Annotated in this window: 20 protein-coding genes; 17 read left to right on the forward strand and 3 right to left on the reverse strand. The window is 71.3% G+C overall.

Going from position 1 to position 23,212, the window contains the following annotated elements:
- Position 1: 1 nt before the first annotated feature.
- The gene (locus AC0I8G_RS10275) at positions 2-1,528 is read right to left on the reverse strand and encodes an APC family permease (protein ID WP_471729823.1); all 1,527 of its coding nucleotides are present in this window, start codon (positions 1,526-1,528) and stop codon (positions 2-4) included.
- 144 nt (positions 1,529-1,672) lie between these two features.
- Here AC0I8G_RS10275 and AC0I8G_RS10280 point away from each other — a divergent pair, with 144 nt between their 5' ends.
- The gene (locus AC0I8G_RS10280) at positions 1,673-3,634 is read left to right on the forward strand and encodes a primary-amine oxidase (protein ID WP_471729943.1); all 1,962 of its coding nucleotides are present in this window, start codon (positions 1,673-1,675) and stop codon (positions 3,632-3,634) included.
- Positions 3,635-3,645: 11 nt separating this feature from the next.
- Here AC0I8G_RS10280 and AC0I8G_RS10285 read toward each other — a convergent pair whose 3' ends face one another.
- On the reverse strand, positions 3,646-5,028 hold the full coding sequence (locus AC0I8G_RS10285) for an NAD(P)/FAD-dependent oxidoreductase (RefSeq protein ID WP_471729944.1): 1,383 nt from the start codon (positions 5,026-5,028) through the stop codon (positions 3,646-3,648).
- A 96-nt stretch (positions 5,029-5,124) separates the two neighbouring features.
- Here AC0I8G_RS10285 and AC0I8G_RS10290 point away from each other — a divergent pair, with 96 nt between their 5' ends.
- The 9 genes from AC0I8G_RS10290 (at position 5,125) to AC0I8G_RS10330 (ending at position 15,310) form a co-directional block, all read left to right on the forward strand.
- Positions 5,125-5,592 carry an Lrp/AsnC family transcriptional regulator gene (locus AC0I8G_RS10290; protein WP_380160778.1) on the forward strand — a complete coding sequence of 156 codons (468 nt, stop codon included), beginning with the start codon at positions 5,125-5,127 and terminating at the stop codon, positions 5,590-5,592.
- Between the two features lie 75 nt (positions 5,593-5,667).
- On the forward strand, positions 5,668-7,062 hold the full coding sequence (locus tag AC0I8G_RS10295; protein WP_380160780.1) for an aspartate aminotransferase family protein: 1,395 nt from the start codon (positions 5,668-5,670) through the stop codon (positions 7,060-7,062).
- Positions 7,059-8,420, forward strand: coding sequence for an NAD(P)/FAD-dependent oxidoreductase (locus AC0I8G_RS10300; protein ID WP_471729824.1), 1,362 nt, complete (start codon positions 7,059-7,061; stop codon positions 8,418-8,420). The genes AC0I8G_RS10295 and AC0I8G_RS10300 overlap by 4 nt, the downstream gene beginning before the upstream one ends.
- 183 nt (positions 8,421-8,603) lie before the next feature.
- Positions 8,604-10,289 carry an amidohydrolase gene (locus AC0I8G_RS10305; protein ID WP_471729825.1) on the forward strand — a complete coding sequence of 562 codons (1,686 nt, stop codon included), beginning with the start codon at positions 8,604-8,606 and terminating at the stop codon, positions 10,287-10,289.
- Complete coding sequence (locus AC0I8G_RS10310) at positions 10,286-11,416, forward strand: ABC transporter ATP-binding protein (RefSeq protein ID WP_471729826.1); 1,131 nt, start codon at positions 10,286-10,288, stop codon at positions 11,414-11,416. Before AC0I8G_RS10305 ends, AC0I8G_RS10310 begins: the two co-directional genes overlap by 4 nt.
- 26 nt (positions 11,417-11,442) lie before the next feature.
- Positions 11,443-12,618 carry a polyamine ABC transporter substrate-binding protein gene (locus tag AC0I8G_RS10315; RefSeq protein WP_471729827.1) on the forward strand — a complete coding sequence of 392 codons (1,176 nt, stop codon included), beginning with the start codon at positions 11,443-11,445 and terminating at the stop codon, positions 12,616-12,618.
- Positions 12,618-13,511 carry an ABC transporter permease gene (locus AC0I8G_RS10320; RefSeq protein ID WP_471729828.1) on the forward strand — a complete coding sequence of 298 codons (894 nt, stop codon included), beginning with the start codon at positions 12,618-12,620 and terminating at the stop codon, positions 13,509-13,511. Before AC0I8G_RS10315 ends, AC0I8G_RS10320 begins: the two co-directional genes overlap by 1 nt.
- Positions 13,508-14,398 (forward strand): ABC transporter permease, encoded by an 891-nt coding sequence (locus AC0I8G_RS10325; RefSeq protein WP_471729829.1) that lies wholly within the window; start codon positions 13,508-13,510, stop codon positions 14,396-14,398. Before AC0I8G_RS10320 ends, AC0I8G_RS10325 begins: the two co-directional genes overlap by 4 nt.
- An 87-nt stretch (positions 14,399-14,485) precedes the next feature.
- The gene (locus AC0I8G_RS10330) at positions 14,486-15,310 is read left to right on the forward strand and encodes a hypothetical protein (RefSeq protein WP_471729830.1); all 825 of its coding nucleotides are present in this window, start codon (positions 14,486-14,488) and stop codon (positions 15,308-15,310) included.
- 9 nt (positions 15,311-15,319) lie between these two features.
- Here the strand turns inward: AC0I8G_RS10330 and AC0I8G_RS10335 are convergent, their stop codons facing one another.
- Entirely contained in the window at positions 15,320-15,715 is a 396-nt protein-coding gene (locus AC0I8G_RS10335) for an ATP-binding protein (RefSeq protein ID WP_471729831.1), read from the reverse strand.
- Positions 15,716-15,968: 253 nt separating this feature from the next.
- On the opposite strand from AC0I8G_RS10335, the gene AC0I8G_RS10340 reads away from it, so the two are divergent.
- From AC0I8G_RS10340 to AC0I8G_RS10370, 7 genes are all read left to right on the forward strand, one after another.
- Positions 15,969-17,012: a LacI family DNA-binding transcriptional regulator gene (locus AC0I8G_RS10340; RefSeq protein ID WP_380260671.1), complete on the forward strand. Its 1,044-nt coding sequence runs from the start codon at positions 15,969-15,971 to the stop codon at positions 17,010-17,012.
- Positions 17,013-17,125: 113 nt separating this feature from the next.
- A complete protein-coding gene (locus AC0I8G_RS10345) occupies positions 17,126-18,100 on the forward strand; it encodes an ABC transporter substrate-binding protein (protein ID WP_471729832.1) in 975 nt (324 codons plus the stop codon).
- A 53-nt stretch (positions 18,101-18,153) separates the two neighbouring features.
- Positions 18,154-19,704: a sugar ABC transporter ATP-binding protein gene (locus AC0I8G_RS10350; RefSeq protein WP_471729833.1), complete on the forward strand. Its 1,551-nt coding sequence runs from the start codon at positions 18,154-18,156 to the stop codon at positions 19,702-19,704.
- Positions 19,701-20,771, forward strand: a complete 1,071-nt coding sequence (locus tag AC0I8G_RS10355; protein WP_471729834.1) for an ABC transporter permease — start codon at positions 19,701-19,703, stop codon at positions 20,769-20,771. The genes AC0I8G_RS10350 and AC0I8G_RS10355 overlap by 4 nt, the downstream gene beginning before the upstream one ends.
- Positions 20,768-21,820 (forward strand): ABC transporter permease subunit, encoded by a 1,053-nt coding sequence (locus AC0I8G_RS10360; protein WP_328292969.1) that lies wholly within the window; start codon positions 20,768-20,770, stop codon positions 21,818-21,820. Before AC0I8G_RS10355 ends, AC0I8G_RS10360 begins: the two co-directional genes overlap by 4 nt.
- Positions 21,821-22,086: 266 nt before the next feature.
- A complete protein-coding gene (locus AC0I8G_RS10365; RefSeq protein WP_471729835.1) occupies positions 22,087-22,383 on the forward strand; it encodes a type II toxin-antitoxin system Phd/YefM family antitoxin in 297 nt (98 codons plus the stop codon).
- On the forward strand, positions 22,380-22,763 hold the full coding sequence (locus AC0I8G_RS10370) for a PIN domain-containing protein (protein WP_471729836.1): 384 nt from the start codon (positions 22,380-22,382) through the stop codon (positions 22,761-22,763). The genes AC0I8G_RS10365 and AC0I8G_RS10370 overlap by 4 nt, the downstream gene beginning before the upstream one ends.
- The last annotated feature ends 449 nt before the right edge of the window (positions 22,764-23,212 follow it).

A 23,212-nucleotide genomic window follows, 5' to 3' on the forward strand; every position in this document is an offset into this window, starting at 1 on the left:
CTCAGAGGCCGCCGATGGGGGGCTCGCCGGTCTCCGGCACCAGGATCGGGGTGTCCGCGTCGAGGGTCTCGCCGCGGAAGAACGCCCGCAGGCGGGTCGCGCAGAGCAGCATCAGCGGGACGCCCAGCACGAGCATCCCGACGCCGATGACGAACACCCCGCCGAGGGGACCGAACGTGGTGTAGCCGTAGTCCGGGGCGAGCATGTCCACGCAGCTCTGGACGAAGGCCCAGAGCATCGCGATCCCGCCGAGCGCGGGCAGCAGACCCCGCAGCAGGAAGTCCCGGGCGGACCGGTTCAGGGTGCGGCGGAAGTACCAGACGCACGCGAACGCCGTGATGCCGTAGTAGAACGCGACGGCCAGCCCCAGCGAGGCGATCGAGTCCTGCAGGGCGTTCTGGCTCACCAGGCTGAGGACGAGGTAGAACGCGACGGCCGCGGCGCCCATCACCACCGTCCCGAAGGACGGCGTCCTGAACTTCGGGTGCACCTTCGCGAACCGTTGCGGCAGAGCGCCGTAGACCGCCATCGACAGGGTGCCCCGCGCCGTCGGCAGGATGGTCGTCTGGGTCGAGGAGGCCGCCGAGATCGCGACCGTGAACAACAGCAACCCCGACATCACCGCCCCGCCGACCGGATCGCCGAGCAGGGTGAGGACGTCGTCGGCGTTCTCCTCGTTGGCCAGCCCGATGCCGCTCGTCCCGAAACCGGCGTAGGCCTGCACCGCCACGGCCACCAGGACGTAGGTCACGACGAGGATGACCGTCGCGAGCAGCGCCGCCCGCCCGGGGGTCCGGTCGGCGTCCTTCGTCTCCTCGCTCACCGCGAGGCAGGCGTCCCAGCCCCAGTAGATGAAGATGCAGAGGATCACGGCTTCGGCCAGCGCCGAACCGCTCACGCCGAAGGGGCTGAACCAGTCCCACGACGGGTGCACCGCCTGGGCGCCGGCCCCGCCGGAGTAGACCAGGTACAGGGCGCCGATCGAGATGATCCCCAGCACCGCGAACTGCACCAGGATCAGCACGTTCTGGATCCGCTCGGAGATGGTGATCCCGCGGTAGCTGACCCAGGTCATCCCGACGATGAACACCAGGCCGAGGCCGACCCGGACGAGGAGGTTCTCCGCTGCGGCGTCCAGGCCGAGCAGTCGCAGCGTGTAGACCGCCGAGATCTCCGCGACGTTGGCGAGCACGATGATCGCGGACACCGCGACCCCCCAGCCGCCCATCCACCCGACCCACGGCCCGAACGCCTTGGTGCCCCAGGTGAAGGTCGTCCCGCAGTCCGGAGCGGCGCGGTTCAGTTCGCGGTAGGCGATCGCGACCAGCAGCATCGGGACGAACGCGACCAGGAACATCGCCGGGGCCTTGTCGTGCACCGCGAGCACCACGTACCCCAGCGTCGCCGCCAGGCTGTAGGCCGGTGCCGTCGCGCCGAGGCCGATGACGGTGTTGCCCCACAACCCCAGGGCGCCGGACTGCAGGCCCTTCCCGGAGGGTGCGGCGGTGGGGTGGTCGGTTGCTGCCACGGGGGCTCCTTGCGGGCTTTCAGGGTCGAGAACCCGGAGACACTAGCAGTCCCAGAGGGTCTCACCACGGAATCCGTGGTGAACCGGGAGGCACGCGACGGAGAACGCCGGTCGAGCTTGTAGGGGGTGCGGGATGCGGTCACACTGTGGCTCCGACGCCCCGCCCAGGAGGACCCCGACGTGCCTGCGCACCCGCTCACCCCCCTCCGCGAGGAGGAGTTCCGCCGCAACCTCGACGTGCTCCGCGCCGAGAACCGCCTGACCCCCTCGATGCGCTTCGCCGGGGTCGTGCTGGCGGAACCGCCGAAGGAACGGGTGCTGGCCTGGGAGCCCGGTGACCCCGTCGAGCGGCGGGCGCGCTCCACGGTCTGGGACCGCGCCGACAACCGCACCTACGACGTGCTGGTCGAGCTCGAGGGCGGGGTGGTCGAGCGGTTCGAGCACCTGCCCGGGATCACGCCGAACTTCACCCTCGACGAGTTCCACGAGGTCGCGGAGGCGCTCATCGCGGAACCCCGCGTGGTCGCGGCGCTCGCGGCGCGGGGCATCACCGACCTGTCCCTGGTCCTGCTCGACACCTGGACCTACGGTGCGGCCGTCATGCCCCCGCAGTGGCGCGACCGCCGCCTCGGGTGGGTCGACGTCTGGGTGCGCGAGACCCCGAACGGGAACCCCTACGCCCACCCCGTGAGCGGGCTCAAGTTCGTCGTCGACGTGAACACGTTCGAACTGCTGTCCGTCGACGAGGACGTCGCCGCCGCCCCCGCCCCCGTGATGGGGGAGTACGTGCCCGAACTCGTCCCCGGGCTCGTCCCGCGGGAACCGTTGCAGCCCCTGGAGATCACTCAGCCGGACGGCCCGTCGTTCACGATCTCCGACGACGGGGAGCTCCGCTGGGCGCAGTGGTCGTTGCGGCTCGGCTTCACCCACCGCGAGGGTCTCGTCCTGCACCAGCTCGCCTGGGACGACGGCAGCGGGCGACGCGAGATCGGCTACCGCCTGTCCTTCGCCGAGATGGTCGTGCCCTACCGCGACGCGAGCTTCGACCACCGCCGCCGCACGGCCTACGACATCGGCGAGTGGGGCCTCGGGTACATGACGACCTCGCTCGAACTGGGCTGCGACTGCCTCGGGGAGATCCGCTACCTCGACGCGGTCCTCTCCGACTCCCGGGGCGAGCCGTACTCCGTGCCGCAGGCGATCTGCCTGCACGAGGAGGACGACGGCGTCCTGTGGAAGCACGTCGACGAGAACGCCGGCGCGGAGGTCCGCCGGTCGCGACGGATGGTCGTCTCCTTCCACGCGACGGTCGCGAACTACGAGTACCTCGTCTACTGGCGGCTCTACCTCGACGGCACGATCGAGTGCGAGGTGCGCGCGACCGGGATCATGGTGACGACGCCGTTGCCGGAGGGGGCCGCCACCCCGTCGACGGGAACCCTCGTCGACCAGCGGACCTACGCCCCGATCCACCAGCACTTCCTCGTCGCCCGCCTCGACCTCGACGTCGACGGCCAGCGGAACACGGTGCACGAGGTCGACACCCACGTCGTGGCGACCGGTCCGGACAACCCGCACGGGCTCGCGCTCGCGACGACCGCGACGCCGGTCCGTTCCGAGCGCGAGGCGGGCCGCGACGTCGACTGGCAGCGCCAGCGGGTCTGGAAGGTCGTGAGCTCCGACCGGCGGAACTCCCTGGGGACCCCGACGGCCTACGCCCTGCACACCCCGAACGCGTTGCCGCACCTGTTCGCACCCGATGCGCCGCAGTTCCTGCGGGCCCCCGTCATCGGGCACGACGTGTGGGTCACCCGCCACCACGACGACGAGCTGTGGCCGGCCGGTGACCACCCGACGCAGAGTTCCGAGGACCTCGGGATGACCCGCTGGACCGCCGACGACGAACCGCTGGTGGACACCGACGTCGTGCTCTGGCACGTCTTCGGCATCCACCACGTCCCCCGTCCCGAGGACTGGCCGGTCATGCCCGTCGACGTCGTCTCGTTCTCGCTGACCCCGTCGGGGTTCTTCGACCGCAACCCCGCCCTCGACCTGCCGCGGAGCCCGTCCGGCCACTGCCACCCGCCCGCCACCGGCAAACCCTGAGCCGTCGGGGTTCAGGAGTCGAAGCCGAGACCGAACCGGTCGAGGGCCCGCAACCACACGTTGCGGTGGCCCTCGTGCCGGTCGGCGTGGGCCAACGACAGGGTCGTCGCCTCCACCCCGGCCCAGGCGAGGGGTTCCGGCGGGAACGGGACGGGGGTGCGCCGGACGAGTTCGAGCTCGGTGAGCTCGGTGGGGCCCTGCTCGTCGGCGGCGAGCAGGTCGAGCAGGACGTCCGCGGCGAACCGCGTCATGCCGACCCCGAGGCCCGTGTAGCCGGCGACGTGCGCGACGCGGCCGTCGTGGGCCGTGCCGAAGAACGGGAAGAACCGCGTGCAGGTGTCGATCGCCCCACCCCAGGCGTGGGTGAACCCCAGCCCCTCGAGCTGCGGGAACGTCTGCTGGAAGTGCGAGGCCAGCGTCCGGAACGACTCCGGGTTCTGGTCGTGCTCCGAGGACAGCGACCTTCCGTAGTGGTAGACGGCGTCGAAACCGCCGAACAGGATGCGGTCGTCGGCGGTCAACCGGTAGTAGTGGAACCGGTTGCCGAGGTCGTCGATGCCCTGCCGGTTCTGCCAGCCGATCTCCGCGAGCTGGGCGGTGGAGAGGGGTTCGGTGACCAGGGCGTAGTCGTAGACCGGGATGGTGTGCAGCCGGTAGCGCCGGAGCAGGGCCGGGAAGACGTTGGTGGCCAACGCCACCCGGCGAGCCCGCACGGTTCCCGACGTCGTCTGCACCGACACCCCCGACCGGTTCGAGCGGATCGCCCGCACCGGGGTGTTCTCGGCGATCCGGACCCCGAGGTCGAGGCAGGTCCGCTTCATCTCCCAGACCAGGCGGGCTGGGTTCACCAGGGCGGTGTCCTCGGGGGTCCAGACCCCGGCCAGGTAGGTGGGGGAGTTCACCTGGTCCCGGACGGCCGCGGTGTCCAGGAAACCGTCCTGCCCCCGCAGCTCGTCGACCTGGTACGGCTCGGTCGCCACCGACAGGCCGCCCGTGCGTTCGTAGTCGCAGACCCAGCCGTACTGCGCGACGGACTTGCCGAGGGCGTCGAGGTTCGCGATCCCGAGTTCGTCGAGCCGGTCCACCTCGTCGGGCAGGTGGAGTTCCCCGTTGCTGCGCCCGTGGGTGAGGCTCGCCGAGACGAACCCGCCGTTGCGACCCGACGCCGCCCAGCCCGTCCACGCCCCCTCCAGGAGCAGCACGTTGCGGTCGGGGTCGCGTTCCTTGGCGCGCAACGCCGTCCACAGCCCGGTGAAGCCGCCGCCGACGACGACGAGTTCGGCCGTCGAGTTCCCGCGCAGGGCGGGTTCCGGGTCGGGGCGACCGGGGTCGTCCAGCCAGAAGGGGGTGCTCGCGGCATGGCGCAGAGCGTCGTCGACGGCCGGGGAACTCATCGAGAGGAACGGCACCCCGGGAGTTCTACCGTTCTCCGGCCGGTCGGACAAGGGGGAACCCCTGACCGCGCAGGGTGTGGCCCGTAGACTCACCCGGTGTCCAGCCGCCTTCCCGCCCCCGCTCTCGACGACGTCTCCAAGCGGATCATCGAGGTCCTGCAGGAGGACGGACGGATGTCCTACGCAGCGATCGGGAAGGCCGTGGGGTTGTCCGAGGCGGCGGTGCGCCAGCGGGTGCAGCGCCTCCTCGACGGTGGGGTCATGCAGATCGTCGCCGTCACCGACCCGGTCCAGGTCGGTTTCGCCCGGCAGGCGATGATCGGCATCCGCGCCGAGGGGGACACCCGCGTCGTCGCGGACCGCCTCGCCGAGCTGGCCCAGATCGACTACGTCGTGGTGACGGCCGGCTCCTTCGACATCCTCGTCGAGGTCGTCTGCGAGGACGACGACGGCCTGCTCGAGCTCATCAACGCCAGGATCCGGGCCATCCCCGGCGTGGTCGCGACGGAGACCTTCGTCTACCTCAAGCTGCGCAAACAGCTCTACAACTGGGGTACTCGCTGACGGGATCCGTCGTTCGTCTTCGATTCAACGACTGAATCCCTTGTCCGAGCCGGGCTGAGCGCCTAGTCTCCGGGCATGTCCAGCCTCCCCGCGACGACCCCGCGCGGCACGGAGCGCTCCGCCGCCGCCCGCGACCACCTGTGGATGCACTTCACCCGCCACGCCCCCTACGAGCGGGGCGAGGAGGTCCCGATGATCGTCCGCGGCGAGGGCGCGCGGATCTGGGACCAGCACGGCCGCGAGTACATCGACGGCCTCGCCGGGCTGTTCACCGTCCAGGTCGGGCACGGGCGCACCGAACTCGCCGAGGCCGCCGCCCGGCAGGCCTCGACGCTGGGCTTCTTCCCGCTGTGGTCCTACGCGCACCCCGCGGCCGTCGACCTCGCCGAGCGCCTGGCCCACGAGGCACCCGGCGACCTCGACCGGGTGTTCTTCACGACCTCCGGCAGCGAGGCCGTCGAGACGGCCTGGAAACTGGCCAAGGCCTACTTCAAACGCGTCGGCAAGCCCGGCAAGCACAAGGTCGTCAGCCGTTCGATCGCCTACCACGGCACCACGCACGGCGCGCTCTCCATCACGGGGATCCCGGGGGTGAAGGCGGAGTTCGAACCCCTGGTGCCCGGCACCTTCCGGGTGCCCAACACGAACTCCTACCGGGCTCCGGAGCACCTGCGCGACGACCCCAAGGCGTTCGGGCGCTGGGCCGCCGATCGGGTGGGGGAGGCCATCGAGTTCGAGGGCCCCGACACCGTCGCCGCGGTGTTCGTGGAACCCGTGCAGAACGCCGGTGGGTGCTTCCCGCCGCCGCCCGGGTACTTCGAGCGGCTGCGTGAGATCTGCGACGAGCACGACGTCCTGCTGGTCAGCGACGAGACGATCTGCGCGTTCGGCCGCATCGGTGAGTTGTTCGCCTGCAAGGACTTCGACTACGTCCCCGACATGATCACCTGCGCCAAGGGACTCACCAGCGGGTACTCCCCGCTGGGGGCGGTCATCGCCTCGGACCGCATCTTCGAACCCTTCCGCCGCGACGAGGACAGCTTCGCCCACGGCTACACCTTCGGTGGGCACCCGGTGTCGGCGGCCGTCGCGATGGCCAACCTCGACATCTTCGAACGCGAGGGACTCGTCCAGCACGTCCACGAGAACGCACCGCTCTTCCGCTCCACCCTGGAGAAGCTGCTGGACCTGCCGATCGTGGGGGACGTGCGCGGAGCGGGGTTCTTCTACGGGATCGAACTGGTGAAGGACCGCCAGACCCGGGAGACGTTCGACGACGCCGAGGCCGAACGGTTGCTGCGGGGGTTCATCTCCCCCGCGTTGTGGGAGGCCGGCCTCTACTGCCGGGCCGACGACCGCGGCGACCCCGTCATCCAGCTGGCGCCCCCGCTGATCATCGGCCCGAGCGACTTCGACGAGATCGAGCGGCGCCTGCGCTCGGTCCTCGACGAGGCGGGGAAGCGCCTGTGAGGGTCCGCTCGCTCTGGGCCGACACCGCTCCGGAGGCCCCGGAACGGGCCCCGCTGGACGGGGACACCGAGGTCGACGTGTGCGTCGTGGGCGCGGGGTACACCGGCCTGTGGACCGCCTACTACCTGCTGCGGCGCGACCCGACCCTGCAGGTCCTCGTCGTGGAGGCCGAGACGGTGGCGTTCGGCGCCAGCGGTCGCAACGGTGGCTGGTGTTCCGCCCTGTTGCCGCAGGGCGTCGACCGGATGACCCGTGACCACGGACCGGTTGCGGCGCAGGCGATGCGCACCGCGATGCGCGGAACCCTCGACGAGGTCGAGCGGGTCGTGCGGGAGGAGGGCATCGACTGCCACTGGCGGCGCGGAGGGACCGTCGTCGTCGCCCGCAGCGCTCCGCAGCTCGCCCGCGCGGCGGCCGAGGTTTCCGACGACGAGGCCGGCGGGTCGCCCGAGGGCCTGCGCCTGCTCGACGCCGAGGAGACCCGCAAGACCGTCGGCATGACCCGCGCCCTCGGAGCGACCCACACCCCCGACTGCGCCCGCATCCACCCGTTGCGACTGGCCCGCGGCCTGGCCGCGGCCGTCGAACGCCGCGGCGGGCGCATCGTCGAGCGCACCCGCGCCCTCGATCTCTCGCCCGGTGCGGTCCGCACCGACCGCGGGGTCGTCCGGGCGCGGCACGTGCTGCGCGCGACGGAGGGGTGGACCCCGCGACTGCCCGGGGCGGCCCGCGAGGTCGTCCCGGTGTACTCGCTCGTGGTGGCGACGGAACCGTTGCCCGCACCGTTCTGGGACGAGGTCGGGCTGTCCGGCGGGGAGACGTTCTCCGACTTCCGCCACGTGATCGTCTACGGCCAGCGCACCGCCGACGACCGGCTGGTGTTCGGCGGACGGGGTGCGCCGTACCACTTCGGCTCCTCCGTGCGCCCGGAGTTCGACGGGGACGAGACCGTGTTCCGGAGGCTGCGGAGCACGCTCGCCGACATGTTCCCCGCTGTGGCCGGGGCACGCTTCACCCACGCCTGGGGCGGCCCGCTCGGGATCTCCCGGGACTGGCACGCCGTGGTCCGCCACGACCCGGCCTCCGGGCTCGGGAGTGCCGGCGGCTACGTCGGCGACGGGGTCGCGACGACGAACCTCGCCGGGCGGACGCTCGCCGACGCCGTGACCGGGACCGGTTCCGACCTCGTGCGGTTGCCCTGGTTCAACCACACCTCACCACGGTGGGAACCCGAACCCCTGCGCTGGCTCGGCGTGAACGCCGGCCTGCTCGTCGCGCGCGCCGCCGACGCCGCGGAGAACGTCCTGAACCGTCCCACGCCGCTCTCCGGCGCCCTGGCCCGCCTCACCGCGCACTGACGCCTCCGCGCAACCTTCGTGCGAGGTCCGCCACGGGGGGGTTCGTCGACGACGAGGTGGAACTCCTCCCCGGTGTCGGCGAATCCCCGATCGTGGGACGAGGGGAGCGGAATCCGTGGTGGCAACACGATCGAAACATCGAATCCGTTGTCACAGCGATGAGTTGCTTGTACGTTCCGGTTCATGAGGGACAGCGCAGAACTCGTCCTGCACTCGGGCCGGGTCTTCACCGGGGCCGGGCTCCACGAGACGGCCACCGCGGTGGCCGTCTCGGGGGGACGGGTCGTCGCCGTCGGCAGCGACGCCGACGTGCGGGCGGCGGTCGGAGCGGAGGCGGAAACCCTCGACCTCGCGGGGCGGCTCGTCCTGCCCGGTTTCACCGACGCCCACGTCCACCCCGTCATGGGCGGGCTGGAACGGCTGGGGTGCGACCTGACGGCGACGTCGGGACCGGGCGGCGCGTTGCGGCGGGTCGCCGAGTTCGCCGCGCAGAACCCGGGGGAGTGGATCTCCGGCGGGGGCTGGGCGATGGCCGACTTCCCCGGCGGGACCCCGCGGCGCGAGGACCTCGACCGGGTGGTGCCCGACCGGCCCGTGTTCCTGCTGAACCGCGACCACCACGGGGCCTGGGTGAACTCGCGGGCCCTCGAACTGGCCGGTGTCGACGCCGGCACTCCCGACCCGACCGACGGCCGGATCGAACGCGACCCGGACGGTACCCCGACGGGAACCCTGCACGAGGGCGCGATGGACCTCGTCTCCCGGCACCTGCCCCCGGTGACCCGCGACCAGCTCGCCGCCGGCCTCGCCGAGGGCCAGCGCTACCTCCACTCCGTCGGCGTGACCGGGTGGCAGGACGCGATCGTCGGTGCCTACGCCGGCCACGAGGACACGACTCCCGTCTACCTCGACGCCGTGGCCGCGGGAACCCTGACGGCCCGTGTCGTGGGGGCGCTCTGGTGGCCCCGCGGGCACACCGTCACCGACGTCGACGCCCTGGTCGAGGGGTTCGCCGCCCACCGCGAGGCCGTCTCCGTGCGGACGGCGGAACTCGGGTCGGACCGGTTCGTCACCACGAGCATCAAGATCATGCTGGACGGCGTCGCCGAGAACCGCACGGCCTCGATGCTGGCGCCCTACCTCGACGGGTGCGGCTGCAGCACCGGTGAAGAGGGGTTGTCCTACCTCGACCGTGACCTCCTGCTGGCGGCCGTCCCGGCGCTGGACGCCGCGGGTTTCGACGTCCACGTGCACGTCATCGGCGACCGGGCCGTGCGCGACGCCCTCGACGCGGTCGAAGCGGCCCGCCGGGCCTCGGGCACCGGTCGCCACCACCTGGCGCACCTGCAGGTCGTCCACCCCGACGACGTCGCGCGGTTCGCCGCGCTCGACGTCGCCGCCAACGCGCAGGCCCTCTGGGCCTGCGACGACGCGCAGATGTCCGAACTCACCGTCCCCTTCCTGGGTCCCGAACGCAGTTCCTGGCAGTACCCCTTCGCGGGGTTCCTGCGGGCCGGGGCGCGGTTGGTCATGGGCTCGGACTGGCCCGTGTCCACCCCCGATCCCTGGCAGGCGATCCACGTCGCCGTGAACCGCACCCCACCGGGGGAACCGGGAGAACCGTTCCTGCCCGAGCAGGCCCTCACCCTCACGCAGGCCCTCACCGCCTACACCGCCGGATCGGCGTGGATCAACCGCCACGCCGGCGCCGGGTCGATCGCACCGGGTGCGGTGGCGGACCTCGCGGTCTGCAGCGCCGACCCCTTCACCCTCGACGCCGCCGACCTCTGGGAGGTCGCCGTCGACCACACCTTCGTCGGGGGCCGTCCCGTGCACGAGAAGAACCTGACCAGCGGAGGAGTCCTGTGAGCGTCCTGGCCCCGGACACGGCGTCCCTCACGGGGGTCGGCGGAGGGTCCGTCACCCTCACCGGCATCGTCAAGCGCTTCGGCACCGCGACCGCGGTCGCCGGGGTCGACCTGGCCGTGGAGTCGGGGGAGTTCCTCTCGCTGCTGGGGCCCTCCGGGTGCGGGAAGACGACCCTGCTGCGGATGCTCGCCGGTTTCGAGGACCCCGACGAGGGGGACATCGCCATCGCCGGGTCGTCCGTGCTGGGGCTCCCCGCGCACCGGCGTCCCGTCAACACCGTGTTCCAGGCCTACGCGCTGTTCCCGCACATGAGCGTCGCCGAGAACGTCGCCTACGGGCTGCGTCAGCGCCGGGCGGGGGGCCGGGCCGGCCGAGCCAGTAAGGACGAGATCCGCCGCCGCGTCGGCGAGGCGCTGGAGATGGTTCGCATGAGCGCCTTCGCCACCCGGGCCCCGGCCGCGCTCTCCGGCGGGCAGCAGCAGCGGGTCGCCCTCGCCCGGGCCCTGGTCAACCGGCCGCAGGTGCTGCTGCTGGACGAACCCCTCTCGGCGCTGGACCGCAAGCTGCGGGAGGAGATGCAGGTCGAGCTGAAGCTCCTGCAGAGCTCGCTGGGGACGACGTTCGTGTTCGTCACCCACGACCAGGAGGAGGCGCTGTCGATGAGCGACCGCATCGCGGTCATGCTCGACGGGCGCATCCAGCAGTTCGGGGCACCCGAGGACATCTACGCCGAACCGGTGAGCGCCTTCGTCGCCGGGTTCATCGGCAAGCAGAACTTCCTGCCCGCGACGGTCGTCCAGCCCGGCGTCCTGCACTGCGCCGACGCGACGCTGTCGAGCTCCCGCGCGGGCGACCTCGCTGCCGGGACGGCGGTGCTGGCCGCCGTGCGGCCGGAGTCGCTGCACGTCAGCACCACCGAGCCGGTCGCGACCCCGAACCGGGTCCGTGGGCGCCTGGCCGGGGTCGCCCACCTCGGCGACGTGGTCCAGCGCGTCGTCGTGACCGCTTCGGGGATCGAGCTCCTCGCCCGTGCCCCTCGGGGGGCCGCCGGACCCGCCACCGCCGAGGTCGGGGTCGAGGTGTGGTGCGGTTTCGCGCCTGAGAACGTCCACGTCTTCCCCGCCTGAGACCGATCCCAGAACCTGGAGCCCCCGTGTCCCGCACCGATCGACCTGCCGCGTCCGTCCTCGTCCCGACCGCGACCGCGGAACGCGTCGGGCGGACCCTCGCCCGCCGCCGCAGCGTCCTGACCGCGCTGGCCTCGACCGCCGCTCTGGCCGCCTGCGGTGGGAACAGTTCCGGCAGTGCCGGCACCTCGGTCGACGGGAAGGTCGAGGACAGCCTGAACGTCTACAGCTGGGCGGACTACGACGACCCGGACGTCCTGAAGGCCTTCGGGGACACCGGCCCGCGGTTGCAGGTCGACAGCTACGGGTCCAACGAGGAGATGCTGGCGAAGCTGGTCGCCGCCAACGGGGCCAGCGGGTACGACATCGTCGTGCCGACGGGGGTCTACATCCCGCAGATGTCCGGCAACGGCCTGCTGGCCGAACTCGACCACGGCAAGCTGAAGAACTTCGGCAACCTCGACCCGGCCTACCTCGGGCAGAGCTGGGACCCGGACAACAAGTACTCGGTGCCGAAGGACTGGGGCACCACGGGCTTCGTCTACGACACCACCGTGATCAGCCGGGACCTCCTCTCCTGGGCCGACTTCCTCGACGCCGCGCAGAAGGAGGGCAAGGGAAACACCTCGATCCTCGAGGACCCCTGGGAGGTCACCTCGATGTACTTCGCGGCGAACGGGATCGACCCGAACACCACCGACGACGCGGAGATCGCGGCCTGCAAGGAGTGGATGGTCGCGAACCTGGCCCCGAACCTCAAGGGTTTCGAGTCCAACCCCGGCGGCAGTGCGATCGCCCAGTCGACGTACGCCCTCATGCAGTGCTGGAACGGTGACGCCCGCCTGGGGATGGACGGGTCCGAGGAACCGGACAAGTGGAAGTTCGTGTACGCGACGCCGACGGCGAACCTCTGGATGGACAACTGGTGCATCACGGCCGGGGCGGAGCACCCCGACGCGGCCTACGCCTTCATCGACTTCATGCTCGACGTCGACAACTCCGTCAAGGACGTCCTCTACATCGGCTACAACACCGCGCTCACCGACATCGAGGCCAAGGCCACCGCGGCCGGGCTCGACCGTCCGGAACTCGTCTTCCCCAGCCAGGACGTCGTGGACCGGTTGACGGCGAGTCAGATCACCGAGAAGCACGACAGCATCGTCGCCATCCTCGACGCGATCCGCGCGGCGGCCGGGTCCTGATGCTGCGCCGGCTCCGGGCCCCCCACGGGGCGCTGGCCCTGCCCGCCTGGGTGTTCCTGCTCGGGTTCTTCGTCGCGCCCGTCGCCCTGGTCGTCTGGTACAGCTTCGGCTACAAACCCGGGCTGTTCGGGACCCACGCCAACGACGTCCTGTCCCTCGACCGCTACGGGGAGGCGCTGGGCGGGTCGTTCCTGCGCACGTTCTGGAACACCCTGCGCATCGGTGTCGTCGGCACGCTGATCTGCCTCGTCGTCGCGCTGCCGTTCGCGTACTGGCTCGCGGTGAAGGTCCCCGCCCGCTGGCGCGGTCTGCTGCTGGCGCTCGTCCTGGTGCCGTTCTGGACGAACTTCCTCGTCCGGACGCTGGGGTGGCAGATCGCGCTCTCCCCGGAAGGACCGTTCTCGACCGCGCTGCAGGCGATCGGTGGCGGTCCGCTGGACGTCCTCTACACCCGCGGCGCCGTCCAGCTGGGGGTCGTCTACAACTACCTGCCGCTCATGCTGCTGCCCGTCTACGTCGCCCTGGAGCGGACGAGCCAGGCCCTGCGCGAGGCGAGCCGGGACCTCGGCGCCGGACGGTGGCGCACGTTCGCCGACGTGACCCTGCCCCTGGCGTTCCCCGGGATCGCGTCGGGTTGCCTGCTGGTGTTCGTCCCGCTGATGGGTGACTACGTCACCGCGACCGTCCTGGGCGGGGCGAAGGGGAACATGGTCGGGCAGCTGGTCGCGAGCCAGTTCCAGACCGCGCAGAACTGGGCCCTCGGGTCGGCGATGGCCGTGGTCCTCGTGCTGTTCACGGGGGGCACCGTCCTGCTGACGGCGACCGTGCTGCTCGTGGTGCGGCGCGTCGTGCGCGCCTCGCGCCGGGTCGACCTCGAGGGGGTGACGGCGTGATCGACGAGCGACCGGCGGAGGCCGGGGTTCCCCCCGCGCGGCGGCGCCACCGCCGGTCGGGGTCGACGACGGTGCTGGGGATCTGGGGCGTGCTCGTCCTGGCGTTCCTCTTCCTGCCGATCGTCGTCATCGTCGTCTACTCCTTCAACACCGGGCGGTTGCTGACCGCCTGGCAGGGGGCGGGGTTCGACGCCTACGCCGCAGGACTGGACCGCCCGGTGATCCGGGCCGCCGTCGTGACCTCGCTGGAGTCCGCGGCCGGGGCCGCGGTGCTGTCGGCGGTCATCGGATCGCTGGCCGGCCTCGCGCTGGCGCGCCGTGCGGGGCGCTGGACGGCGCTGCTCACCCTGTTGCTGGGCCTCACCCTCGTGACCCCCGAGATCATGGACGCGATCTCGTTGCTGGGGTGGTTCGTCTCGCTGAACACCGAGGCCGGGTTGCCGTTGTTCGGCGACGGGATCGCCCGGCTCGTCATCGCGCACTCGGTGCTCTCGACGGCCGTCGTCACCTTCATCGTGCGGGCCCGGGTCTCGGGGCTGGACTCCCGGCTGGAGGAGGCCGCCGCGGACCTCTACGCCACCCCGTGGCGCAGGTTCCGCGACGTCACGCTGCCGCTGGCCGCGCCCGGGGTCCTCGCGGGTGGGCTGATGGCCTTCACGTTGAGCCTCGACAACACGATCGTCGCCAGCTTCGTGTCGCTGCCCGGGGCGAGCCCGTGGCCGGTCTACGTGTTCTCGGCGCTGCGGGCCGGTCTCCGACCGGAGATCGCCGCCGTCTCCACCCTGTTGCTGCTGCTGACCCTGGTGGCCCTGGGCGTCGTGGCGTTCGTCCTGCGCCGATCGGGTGACTCCGCCTCCGACATCGCCCGCACGATGGCGGGTGGGTGAGTGGTCACACGTTGTGCGCACGGGCTCACCGGGGCACCATCGGGGGAGCCGCACTGACGTCGCGGTCCGACCGCGAGGAGGCGGCGCATGCGCACGACGGTGGGTTTCTCCGGGTCCGGCGCGTCCCGGCGGGCGGTGCGCTGGGCGGTCCACGACTGCGCGGCGACCGCGCACCCGCTGCACGTCGTGCTGGCCTCCGGAGCCGCGGCCGGACCGGGTGAACTGGACGCCCTCCTCGCCGAGGAGCTGAGCCGGGTCCCGGGCCGGGAACCGGAGGTGGACGTCACCGTCACGACCGGCGACCCGGCGAGCGCGCTCCTGCGGGCGGCGGCCGACAGCGCGGAACTGGTCCTCGGGTGCGGGCGGAAGGTGGCCCCGATCGGTCCCGGGACGGGGAAGGTCCTCAGCGTGGTCCTGCCGCGCAGCCCCGCCGCCGTCGTCCTCGTCGGCCCGCAGGCCGTCCTCACGGCCCCCCGGCGACTGCTGATCGTCTCCTCGACGGACGCCGCCGTGAGCGAGTGGGCGCTGGAGCGGGGCGGCGACCTCCCGCTGCGCCTGCTGACGACGTGGCAGGCGCGCTCCGTCGCGACCCGGCCCAGCGACGTCGAACGACGTCGCGCCCACCTCGTCGCCGCAGGTCGCCACCAGGCCGTCCGCTCGGTGCTGTCCGCTGCCACGGCCCGTCCCGTGCGGGCCGACATGACCGAGGGGTCGGTGGGGGAGGTCGTCCCGCAGCGCCTCACGGTGGGCGACCTCGTCGTGGTCGCGGCGGCGAGCGTGCGGGCGATGCCGATCAGGACGTTGCGCTCACCGGTGGTGCTCGTACCGCCGAGCGAGCGGCGCGTCGCACTGCCCGCGCCGGACGTCGTGGACCTGCGGGACGACGTCCGGCACGGCCTGCGGCGCAGCTGAGGGCGAGCCTCAGGTCGGCCACTCGGCGTCGGCGGCCACGTCGAACCAGACGGTCTTCCCGTCCTCGGGCTCGTCCGCCACGCCCCAGCCGGTGGCGAGCTGGTCGATCAGCGCGACGCCGCGCCCGCCGGTGGCCATCGCAGCGACGTGGCGCAGGACGGGGTGGTCGGGGCAGGTGTCGTGCACGGTGACGTGCACACCCCGGCCGAAGGCGTCGACCTCGACGGTGATGGGCCCGCTGCCGTGTTCCACGGCGTTGGCCACGGCTTCGGTCACGAGCAGCTGGAGGACCCCGAGCGCCCCGGTGGGCAGGCCCTGTGCGCTGCAGACCTCGGAGGCCCAGTGCCGTGCGAGAGGGACGGCCGAGGTCTCGGCGTCGAGGACCAGACGTCGGGGTTCAGGCACGGGGAGTCCGGGCATCGCGGACGAACAGCGGCACGGTGCCTCCTCCCGGGTCGGGCGGAGACTACCGAACCGCGAACCCGTGGAACCAGGAGCGTCCCGTGGAGGTGGACGGCGCGGGTGTTCGCCCCGGACACCTCGAGTTCCCGGGCGCCCCTGGAACGGCGGAAGGCTTCCCTGCGCTCGCCTGCCGCCCTAGGATGTGAACGCTCTCAACGGTGAAGGGGTCCCATGCGCACTGTCCGGATGTCCCGCCGTGTCTGAAACGATCCGCGGGAACGTCGACGGCGCCCGGCCCCCGGCGATGAGCGACGTGGCCAAGCTCGCGGGGGTCTCCCACCAGACGGTGTCGCGAGTCCTCAACGACCACCCCAACGTCAAGGACGAGACGCGAGCGCGGGTGCGCTCGGCGATCGCGGAGCTCGGCTACCGGCGCAACGAGGCCGCCCGGGCCCTCGTGACGCGCCGCACCGGGGCGATCGGTGTCATCACCGAGGACTCCCCGCTCTACGGGCCGACCATGACGCTGATCGCCATCGAGGGCGCGGCCCGCAGCCAGGGCACCTACGTCTCGGTCGCCACGGTCACCCGCTGGGAGGTGGCGACGGTCCAGGCGACCCTGGAGCACTTCCTGGACCAGGGCGTGGACGGCGTCGTCGTCATCGCCTCGCACGACGAGGCCGTGCGGGCGGTGAAGGACTACAGCCGACGGTTGCCCGTCGTCATGGTGGGGCCCACGCGCGTCAACGGGGACATCCACACCGTGGCCGTGAACCAGTACGCCGGAGCGGGTCTCGCGGTGGGCCACCTCCTGGACCTGGGGCACACCGAGATCCTGCACGTCAGCGGGCCGTCGATGTGGCTGGACGCGCGGGCGCGGGAACGCGGGTGGCTCGACGCGATGCTGCAGTCCGGAGCGGCGCCGCGCGATCCGGTTCCGGGGGACTGGACGGCGTCCTCGGGTTTCGCCATCGGGCGGTCCCTGCTCGGACAGCGCGACGACCGGGCCCTGCCCACGGCCGTCTTCACCGCCAACGACCAACTCGCCCTCGGCCTGCTGCACGCCTTCGCCGACGCCGGCGTCAGCGTCCCGCGGGAGGTGTCCGTGGTGGGTTTCGACGACGTCGAGGGGTCCGAGCACTTCTTCCCGCCGTTGACCACCGTGACGCCGGACTGGGCCGCGCTCGGGGCCCGCTGCCTGGAACGCATGACGGCGGCCATCGACCACCTGCCCGCCGAGGGGGCCCTCGTCGGTGCGCGGTTGACCGTGCGGGCCAGCAGCGGTCCACCGCGTCGCTGAGTTCCACGGTCGTGACTCGGCCGTGACCGAGAACCGCTTGACCCCCGTGGTTGTGAGCGCTCACAATCCAAGTCGGCCCGACACAGCAGTCGGCCACGCTCTAGGAGGAGCTCATGTCCACGTTCCCTTCCCCCTCTCGCCGCTCGTTCGTCGCCGCCGGTCTCGCCGCCGCCGTCTGGGGGCTCAGCGCCTGCGGTGGGGACGAGTCCACCGGGACCGCCGCGGCCGGCGACGCCGTCAGCGTCGGCTTCTCCCAGCTCGGGGCCGAGAGTGGTTGGCGCACGGCGAACACCGAGTCGGTCAAGGCCAGCCTCACGACGGCCAAGGGGTTCGACCTGAAGTTCGTCGACGCCCAGCAGAAGCAGGAGAACCAGATCAAGGCGCTGCGCGACTTCATCGCCCAGGACGTCGACGTCATCGCCTTCTCCCCGGTCATCGAGACCGGCTGGGACGAGGTCCTGCAGGAGATCAAGGACGCCGGGATCCCCGTCGTCCTCGTCGACCGCACGGTCGACACCTCGGTCGAGGACCCCTACACCACCTGGATCGGCGCGGACTTCGAGCAGGAGGGCAAGACCGCGGGGGAGTGGGTCGCCAAGAACGCCCCGGACGCCAAGGTCTTCGAACTCCAGGGAACCCTCGGCTCCGGTGCGCAGGTCGACCGCGAGAAGGGTTTCAACGCGGTCGCCGGGAACCAGGTGGTCGGCAAGGCCAGCGGGAACTTCACCCGGGCCGAGGGCAAGACGGCCGTCGAGGCCGCGTTGCAGACCTACCCCGAGACCACCCTCATCTTCACCCACAACGACGACATGGGACTGGGTGCGATCGAGGCCGTCGAGGCCGCGGGCAAGACCCCCGGCAAGGACGTGCAGATCGTCTCCGTCGACGGCGTCCGCGACGGCCTGCAGGCCCTGGTGGACGGGAAGTTCAACTACGTCGTGGAGTGCAACCCGGTGTTCGGGACCCAGCTCGCGGAACTGGTCAAGAAGGTGGCGGCCGGCGAGGACGTCCCCAAGGAGACCATCGTCAAGGACGAGGCGTTCGACCAGACCACCACCCAGGCCACCGTGGACGCCCGGGCCTACTGAGGCGGCCCCGGAACCCCGGGTCCTGGAACCCTGACGGCCCAGAGAGGGCGTTGATGTCGAACACGCGAACCACGGCGGGGGAAACCGTCGTCCGGATGACGGGGATCACGATCAGCTTCCCCGGGGTCAAGGCCCTCGACGGGGTCGACCTCACCCTGCGCCGGGGTGAGGTGCACGCTCTCATGGGCGAGAACGGCGCCGGGAAGTCCACGCTCATCAAGGCGTTGACGGGGGTGAACCGCATCGACCACGGCGGGATGACGGTCGAGGGTCGTGACGTGCGCTTCACCGGTCCCAGCCAGGCCCAGGCCGCCGGGATCGCCACCGTCTACCAGGAGGTGAACCTCTGCCCGAACCTCACGGTGGCCGAGAACGTCATGCTCGGCCACGAGATCCGGCGCGGTCCGTTCATCGACTGGGCGGCCACCCGCCGCGCCGCGCGTGGTTACCTGCAGCGGCTCAACCTCGACGTCGACGTCCGCTCCCAGCTCTCCGCGCACAGCATCGCCGTCCAGCAGCTGTGCGCCATCGCCCGGGCCCTGGTCGTGGACTCCAGGGTCCTCATCCTCGACGAGCCCACCTCCAGCCTGGACCGGGCGGAGGTAGCGGAACTGTTCCGCGTCATCCGTCAGCTGCGCGACGCGGGGGTCGCGATCCTCTTCGTCTCCCACTTCCTGGAGCAGGTGTACGACCTCTCCGACCGCATGACGGTGCTGCGCAACGGCCGTTTCGTCGGAGAGTTCCTCACCGCGGAACTGCCTCGGCGTGAACTGATCTCGCACATGATCGGCCGGTCGGGGGAGGCGCTGGCCGGCATCGAGGAACAGGCCCGCGCCGCCGTCACCACCCACTCCGCCCGCGAGACCCCGCTCATGACGGGCCTCGGGATCGGGCGGTCCGGCGTGGTGGAACCCCTCGACCTCGACCTCTACCCCGGGGAGATCGTGGGTTTCGCCGGTCTGCTGGGATCAGGCCGTTCCGAGGCGGCCCGGCTCCTGGTCGGAGCGGACCGTCCCGACCAGGGGACGCTCACGCTGGACGCCCGTCCCGTGAAGCTGCCCACCCCGCTGGCGGCCCTGCGCCGCCACATCGCCATGTCCAGCGAGGACCGCAAGAAGGAGGGGATCATCGGCGACCTCACGGTCCGGGAGAACATCGCGCTGGCCCTGCAGGCCGGTCGCGGCACCTGGCGGCGCATCCCCGCGCGTGAACTCGACGAGATCGTCCAGAAGTACATGGTCGTCCTCAACATCAACCCGCCCAACCCGAACGCGCTCATCCGGAACCTCTCCGGGGGCAACCAGCAGAAGGTCCTGCTGGCGCGTTGGCTGGCCACCGCCCCCCGGCTGATGGTCCTGGACGAACCCACCCGGGGCATCGACATCGGGGCCAAGACCGAGATCCAGCGCCTCGTCGCCGACCTCGCCGCCGATGGGATGTCCATCGTCTTCATCTCCTCCGAACTGGAGGAGGTGCTGCGCCTGAGCCAGCGCATCGTCGTGATGCGCGACCGACAGAAGATCGCTGAGATCACCAACGACGCCTCGGTCACCACCGACACCATCCTCGAAACCATCGCCGACACGGAGGTGAGGGCGTCGTGAGCGGCACCCCGAAGAACGCGAACCCGTCCGCGTTGCTGCAACGGGTCTCCCAGCACGGTCTGCTCTGGCCGGTCCTGGCCCTCGTCGTCCTGCTCCTGGCCTGCGGTCTGAAGAGCCCGGGGTTCCTCGACGTCGCCACCCGCGACGGCAACCTCTACGGTCAGCTCATCGACCTGCTGCGCAACAGCGCGACGCCCCTGCTGCTGGCGCTGGGCATGTGCCTGGTCATCGCCACCGGCGGCATCGACCTCTCCGTCGGAGCGGTCATGGCGATCTCGCTGGCCGTCTCCCTCACCTACCTCGCCGGAGCCTCCGACCCCGGTTCCCCCGGGACGGTCACGATCGCGGTCGTGCTCGGTCTCGCGTTGGGCCTGGTGGTCGGCGCCTTCAACGGGTTCATGGTGACCTCGCTGGGGATCCAGCCCTTCATCGCGACGATGATCCTCATGGTCGCCGGGCGCGGCATCGCCATGCTCATCACCAAGGGGCAGATCACCACCGTCACTAGCGCGCCGTTCAAGTTCCTGGGTTCCGGCTTCGTCCTGGGCATCCCCGTTCCCGTTCTCATCGCCGCCGTGGTCTTCGTCCTCGTCGCCCTCACCGTGCGCCGCACCGCGCTCGGCATGTTCCTGGAGTCGATCGGCATCAACCGCGAGGCCAGTCGGCTCGCCGGGGTGAAGGCGCGCTCGACGACCTGGACGGTCTACGTCCTGGCCGGGGTGCTCGCCGCTCTGGCCGGGATCGTCTACGGCGCACCGACGATGGCCGCCGACGCCAACAACATCGGGCTCCTCAAGGAACTCGACGCGATCATGGTGGTCGTCCTCGGTGGTACCCGGCTGGACGGTGGGCGCTTCCACCTCGGTGGTCTCGTCGTCGGCGCTCTGCTGCTCTCGACCCTGGAGCGCGCGGTCATCGTCTTCGAGCTCCCCAGCCAGACGACACCCCTGTTCAAGGCCCTCGTGCTCATCGCGGTCTGCGTCGCGGCGTCGCCGTACCTGCGTTCGCGTCTGCACCGGCCCGCACCCCGGCCCCAGCGATCGATCCCCACGGAGGTGGCGGCATGAGCACCGAACTGTCCCCTGCGCCCCCGAGCGCCACCCGCCGCCCGCGCGAGCACCGCGTCCGCCGGGTCCTGGACCGCCTCGACCGCCGGTTCCTCCCCGTCGTCGGCACGGTCCTGACCCTGGTCGTCATGCTCGGGGTCGGTCAGCAGCGGTACAGCACCGCACGCGCCGACTTCCTCAGCATGCGGCTGCTCTCCAACCTGCTCCTGGACAACTCCTACCTCCTCGTCCTGGCCGTGGGCATGACCTTCGTCATCCTGGCCGGCGGGATCGACCTGTCCGTGGGGGCGGTGGTCGCCCTCGTCGGACTCATCACCGCCAAGTTGTTCACCGCCGGGGCGCCGTTGCCGGTGGTGCTGGTGGTGGGAGTCCTCATCGGAACCTGTTGCGGGCTCCTGATCGGGGTCATGGTCCAGGTCTTCGACATCCAGCCGTTCATCGCGTCGCTGGCCGTCATGTTCCTGGCCCGCGGCCTGGCCAACGTGGTCAGCACCAACTCCCTCGTCATCGACGACCCCTCCTTCTCCGCCCTGGCGTCCTGGAGCATCAAGTTCGGGGAGGGCCGGGGGACGTGGCGGATCAACGCCAGCATGGTGATCGCCGTCGCGGTGCTGCTCCTCGCGGTCTACGTCCTGCACTACACCCGTTTTGGGCGCAGCGTGTACGGCCTCGGTGCCGGGGACCGCGGCGTCGCCGTCGAACTCATGGGCCTGCGTCCCGCCCGTACCCGCATCGGGGTCTACGTCATCTCCGGAACCTGCGCGGGCATCGCAGGGATCCTCTTTGCGCTGTACACGAAGTCCGGGTTCAACCTCACCGGGATCGGCATGGAGCTCGACGCCATCGCCGCCGTCGTCATCGGGGGGACCCTGCTCTCGGGGGGTGTCGGGTTCGTCCTCGGCACCGGGGCCGGGGTTCTCGTCTACGGCCTGATCCAGGTCCTCATCGCCCGCGAGGGGCTGGACTCCTGGTACACCCGGGTCTTCATCGGCGCCGTGCTGCTGGCCTTCGTCGTCCTGCAGAAGGTCGTCACCGCGCGCCGGACCTGAACGCGGCGGCCGCACCGTCGGCAGGCCGGCACGGCAGTGGTGGAGCGACAGACCGAGGCCGGTGCAGTTCGACGGCGAGCTCGTGAGGCGGCCGCTGCTGCGGCCGAGGCCACCGTCGTGGACGTCCTCCGAATCCGTGCTCCGAGGAGCCTCGACCTCGTGGTCGAAGAGTGTGGGGCGGTCACCGGTCGTCCGCGCCCGCCTGCGGGTCGGCGTTGTCGTCGTGATCTCAGCCGCGTGTAGCAGATCGATGCTACGGTTGTCCCGTGAGGACGATCAGTCAGCGGGAGCTCCGCAACGACAGCGGTAAGATCCTCCGCGAGCTGCGCGACGGGGAGGAGTTCGAGGTCACCATCAACGGGGAGAGCTTCGGCATCCTGCGGATGACCCCACCCCCTGCCAAGCCCCAACGGTTCGTCAGCGCCGACACCCTCCGAGCTCTGTACGCCGAGGCACCGTTGAGCACCGAACAGGCCGAGGCCTGGAAGCGGGACGTCCGCGACGTCGTCGACGACGAGCTGGACGACCCGTACACCCGCGCCACCGGTCGCGGAGAACGGTGAACGTCCCCGAAGCAGTTCTCATCGACACCAACGTGATCATCGACGGGATCGTCGTCGAAGGTGCCGCCATCTCCATCTTGACGATGTTCGAGTTGGCCGGTGGGATCAACAGCGTCGGTGACCCAGCACTGCGAGCGGCTCGGCAACGGCGCTACGACGCCGCCGCGACGGTCTTCGATCCGTTCCCCGTGTCTGGACGGGTTCTCGAGGCCTACCCCGACATCGACGCTGCCGTGGTGGCCATCGGTCGCAAGCCGAGACCTCGGCGGCTGGACCTGATGATCGCGGCGACCGCTCGAGCACACGAGCTTCCGTTGGTGACTTCCAACCTCGACGACTACCGAGGGCTGGAAGCGCTGCTGGATCTGCGAAGCCCCTGACGCGAGGCGGGTGAGTCGCCGAGAACCGCACGCGCAAACTATCGTCGACCTCGGCGTCAACGGTCCCGTTCACGGCCCCGGTGTCCGACGACGACTACGAGCACGGCGTTCCAGGAGCGGGCTGCCTGCCCCGGTCTCGGTGCACCACGGCACTGCCGGGCGCAGCGCGGATCGCCCAGCCCCGCCGGGAGGCTCCGGTGCGGAGCGCGTGGACAGCCCCTGCCTCACGGGCTCCGCAGGTTCCGGACCGGCGGTGGGAGCGGGTGGCTCGTGAACTCCGACGGTGCCACGACCGGGATCCGCTCACGGGTCTCACCGGCTCTGCTGGTGGGCCCGCTCACCGATCCCCGCGTGCCGCACCGACCACTGACCAACGTCGCTCTGATGCTCTCGTCCGCGCAGCTCGCGGTTCTCTGCCTCTAGATCCACGCTGACCGCGGTGCGGCGGC

Source organism: Kineococcus sp. AC630 (genome assembly GCF_979255925.1).

Coding starts and splice junctions, on each gene's coding strand:
- AC0I8G_RS10285 (WP_471729944.1), bottom strand. CDS start 5,028: ATGAGTTCCCCGGCCGTCGACGACGCTCTGCGCCATGCCGCGAGCACC.
- AC0I8G_RS10330 (WP_471729830.1), top strand. CDS start 14,486: ATGCGCACGACGGTGGGTTTCTCCGGGTCCGGCGCGTCCCGGCGGGCG.
- AC0I8G_RS10305 (WP_471729825.1), top strand. CDS start 8,604: ATGAGGGACAGCGCAGAACTCGTCCTGCACTCGGGCCGGGTCTTCACC.
- AC0I8G_RS10360 (WP_328292969.1), top strand. CDS start 20,768: ATGAGCACCGAACTGTCCCCTGCGCCCCCGAGCGCCACCCGCCGCCCG.
- AC0I8G_RS10345 (WP_471729832.1), top strand. CDS start 17,126: ATGTCCACGTTCCCTTCCCCCTCTCGCCGCTCGTTCGTCGCCGCCGGT.
- AC0I8G_RS10295 (WP_380160780.1), top strand. CDS start 5,668: ATGTCCAGCCTCCCCGCGACGACCCCGCGCGGCACGGAGCGCTCCGCC.
- AC0I8G_RS10320 (WP_471729828.1), top strand. CDS start 12,618: ATGCTGCGCCGGCTCCGGGCCCCCCACGGGGCGCTGGCCCTGCCCGCC.
- AC0I8G_RS10350 (WP_471729833.1), top strand. CDS start 18,154: ATGTCGAACACGCGAACCACGGCGGGGGAAACCGTCGTCCGGATGACG.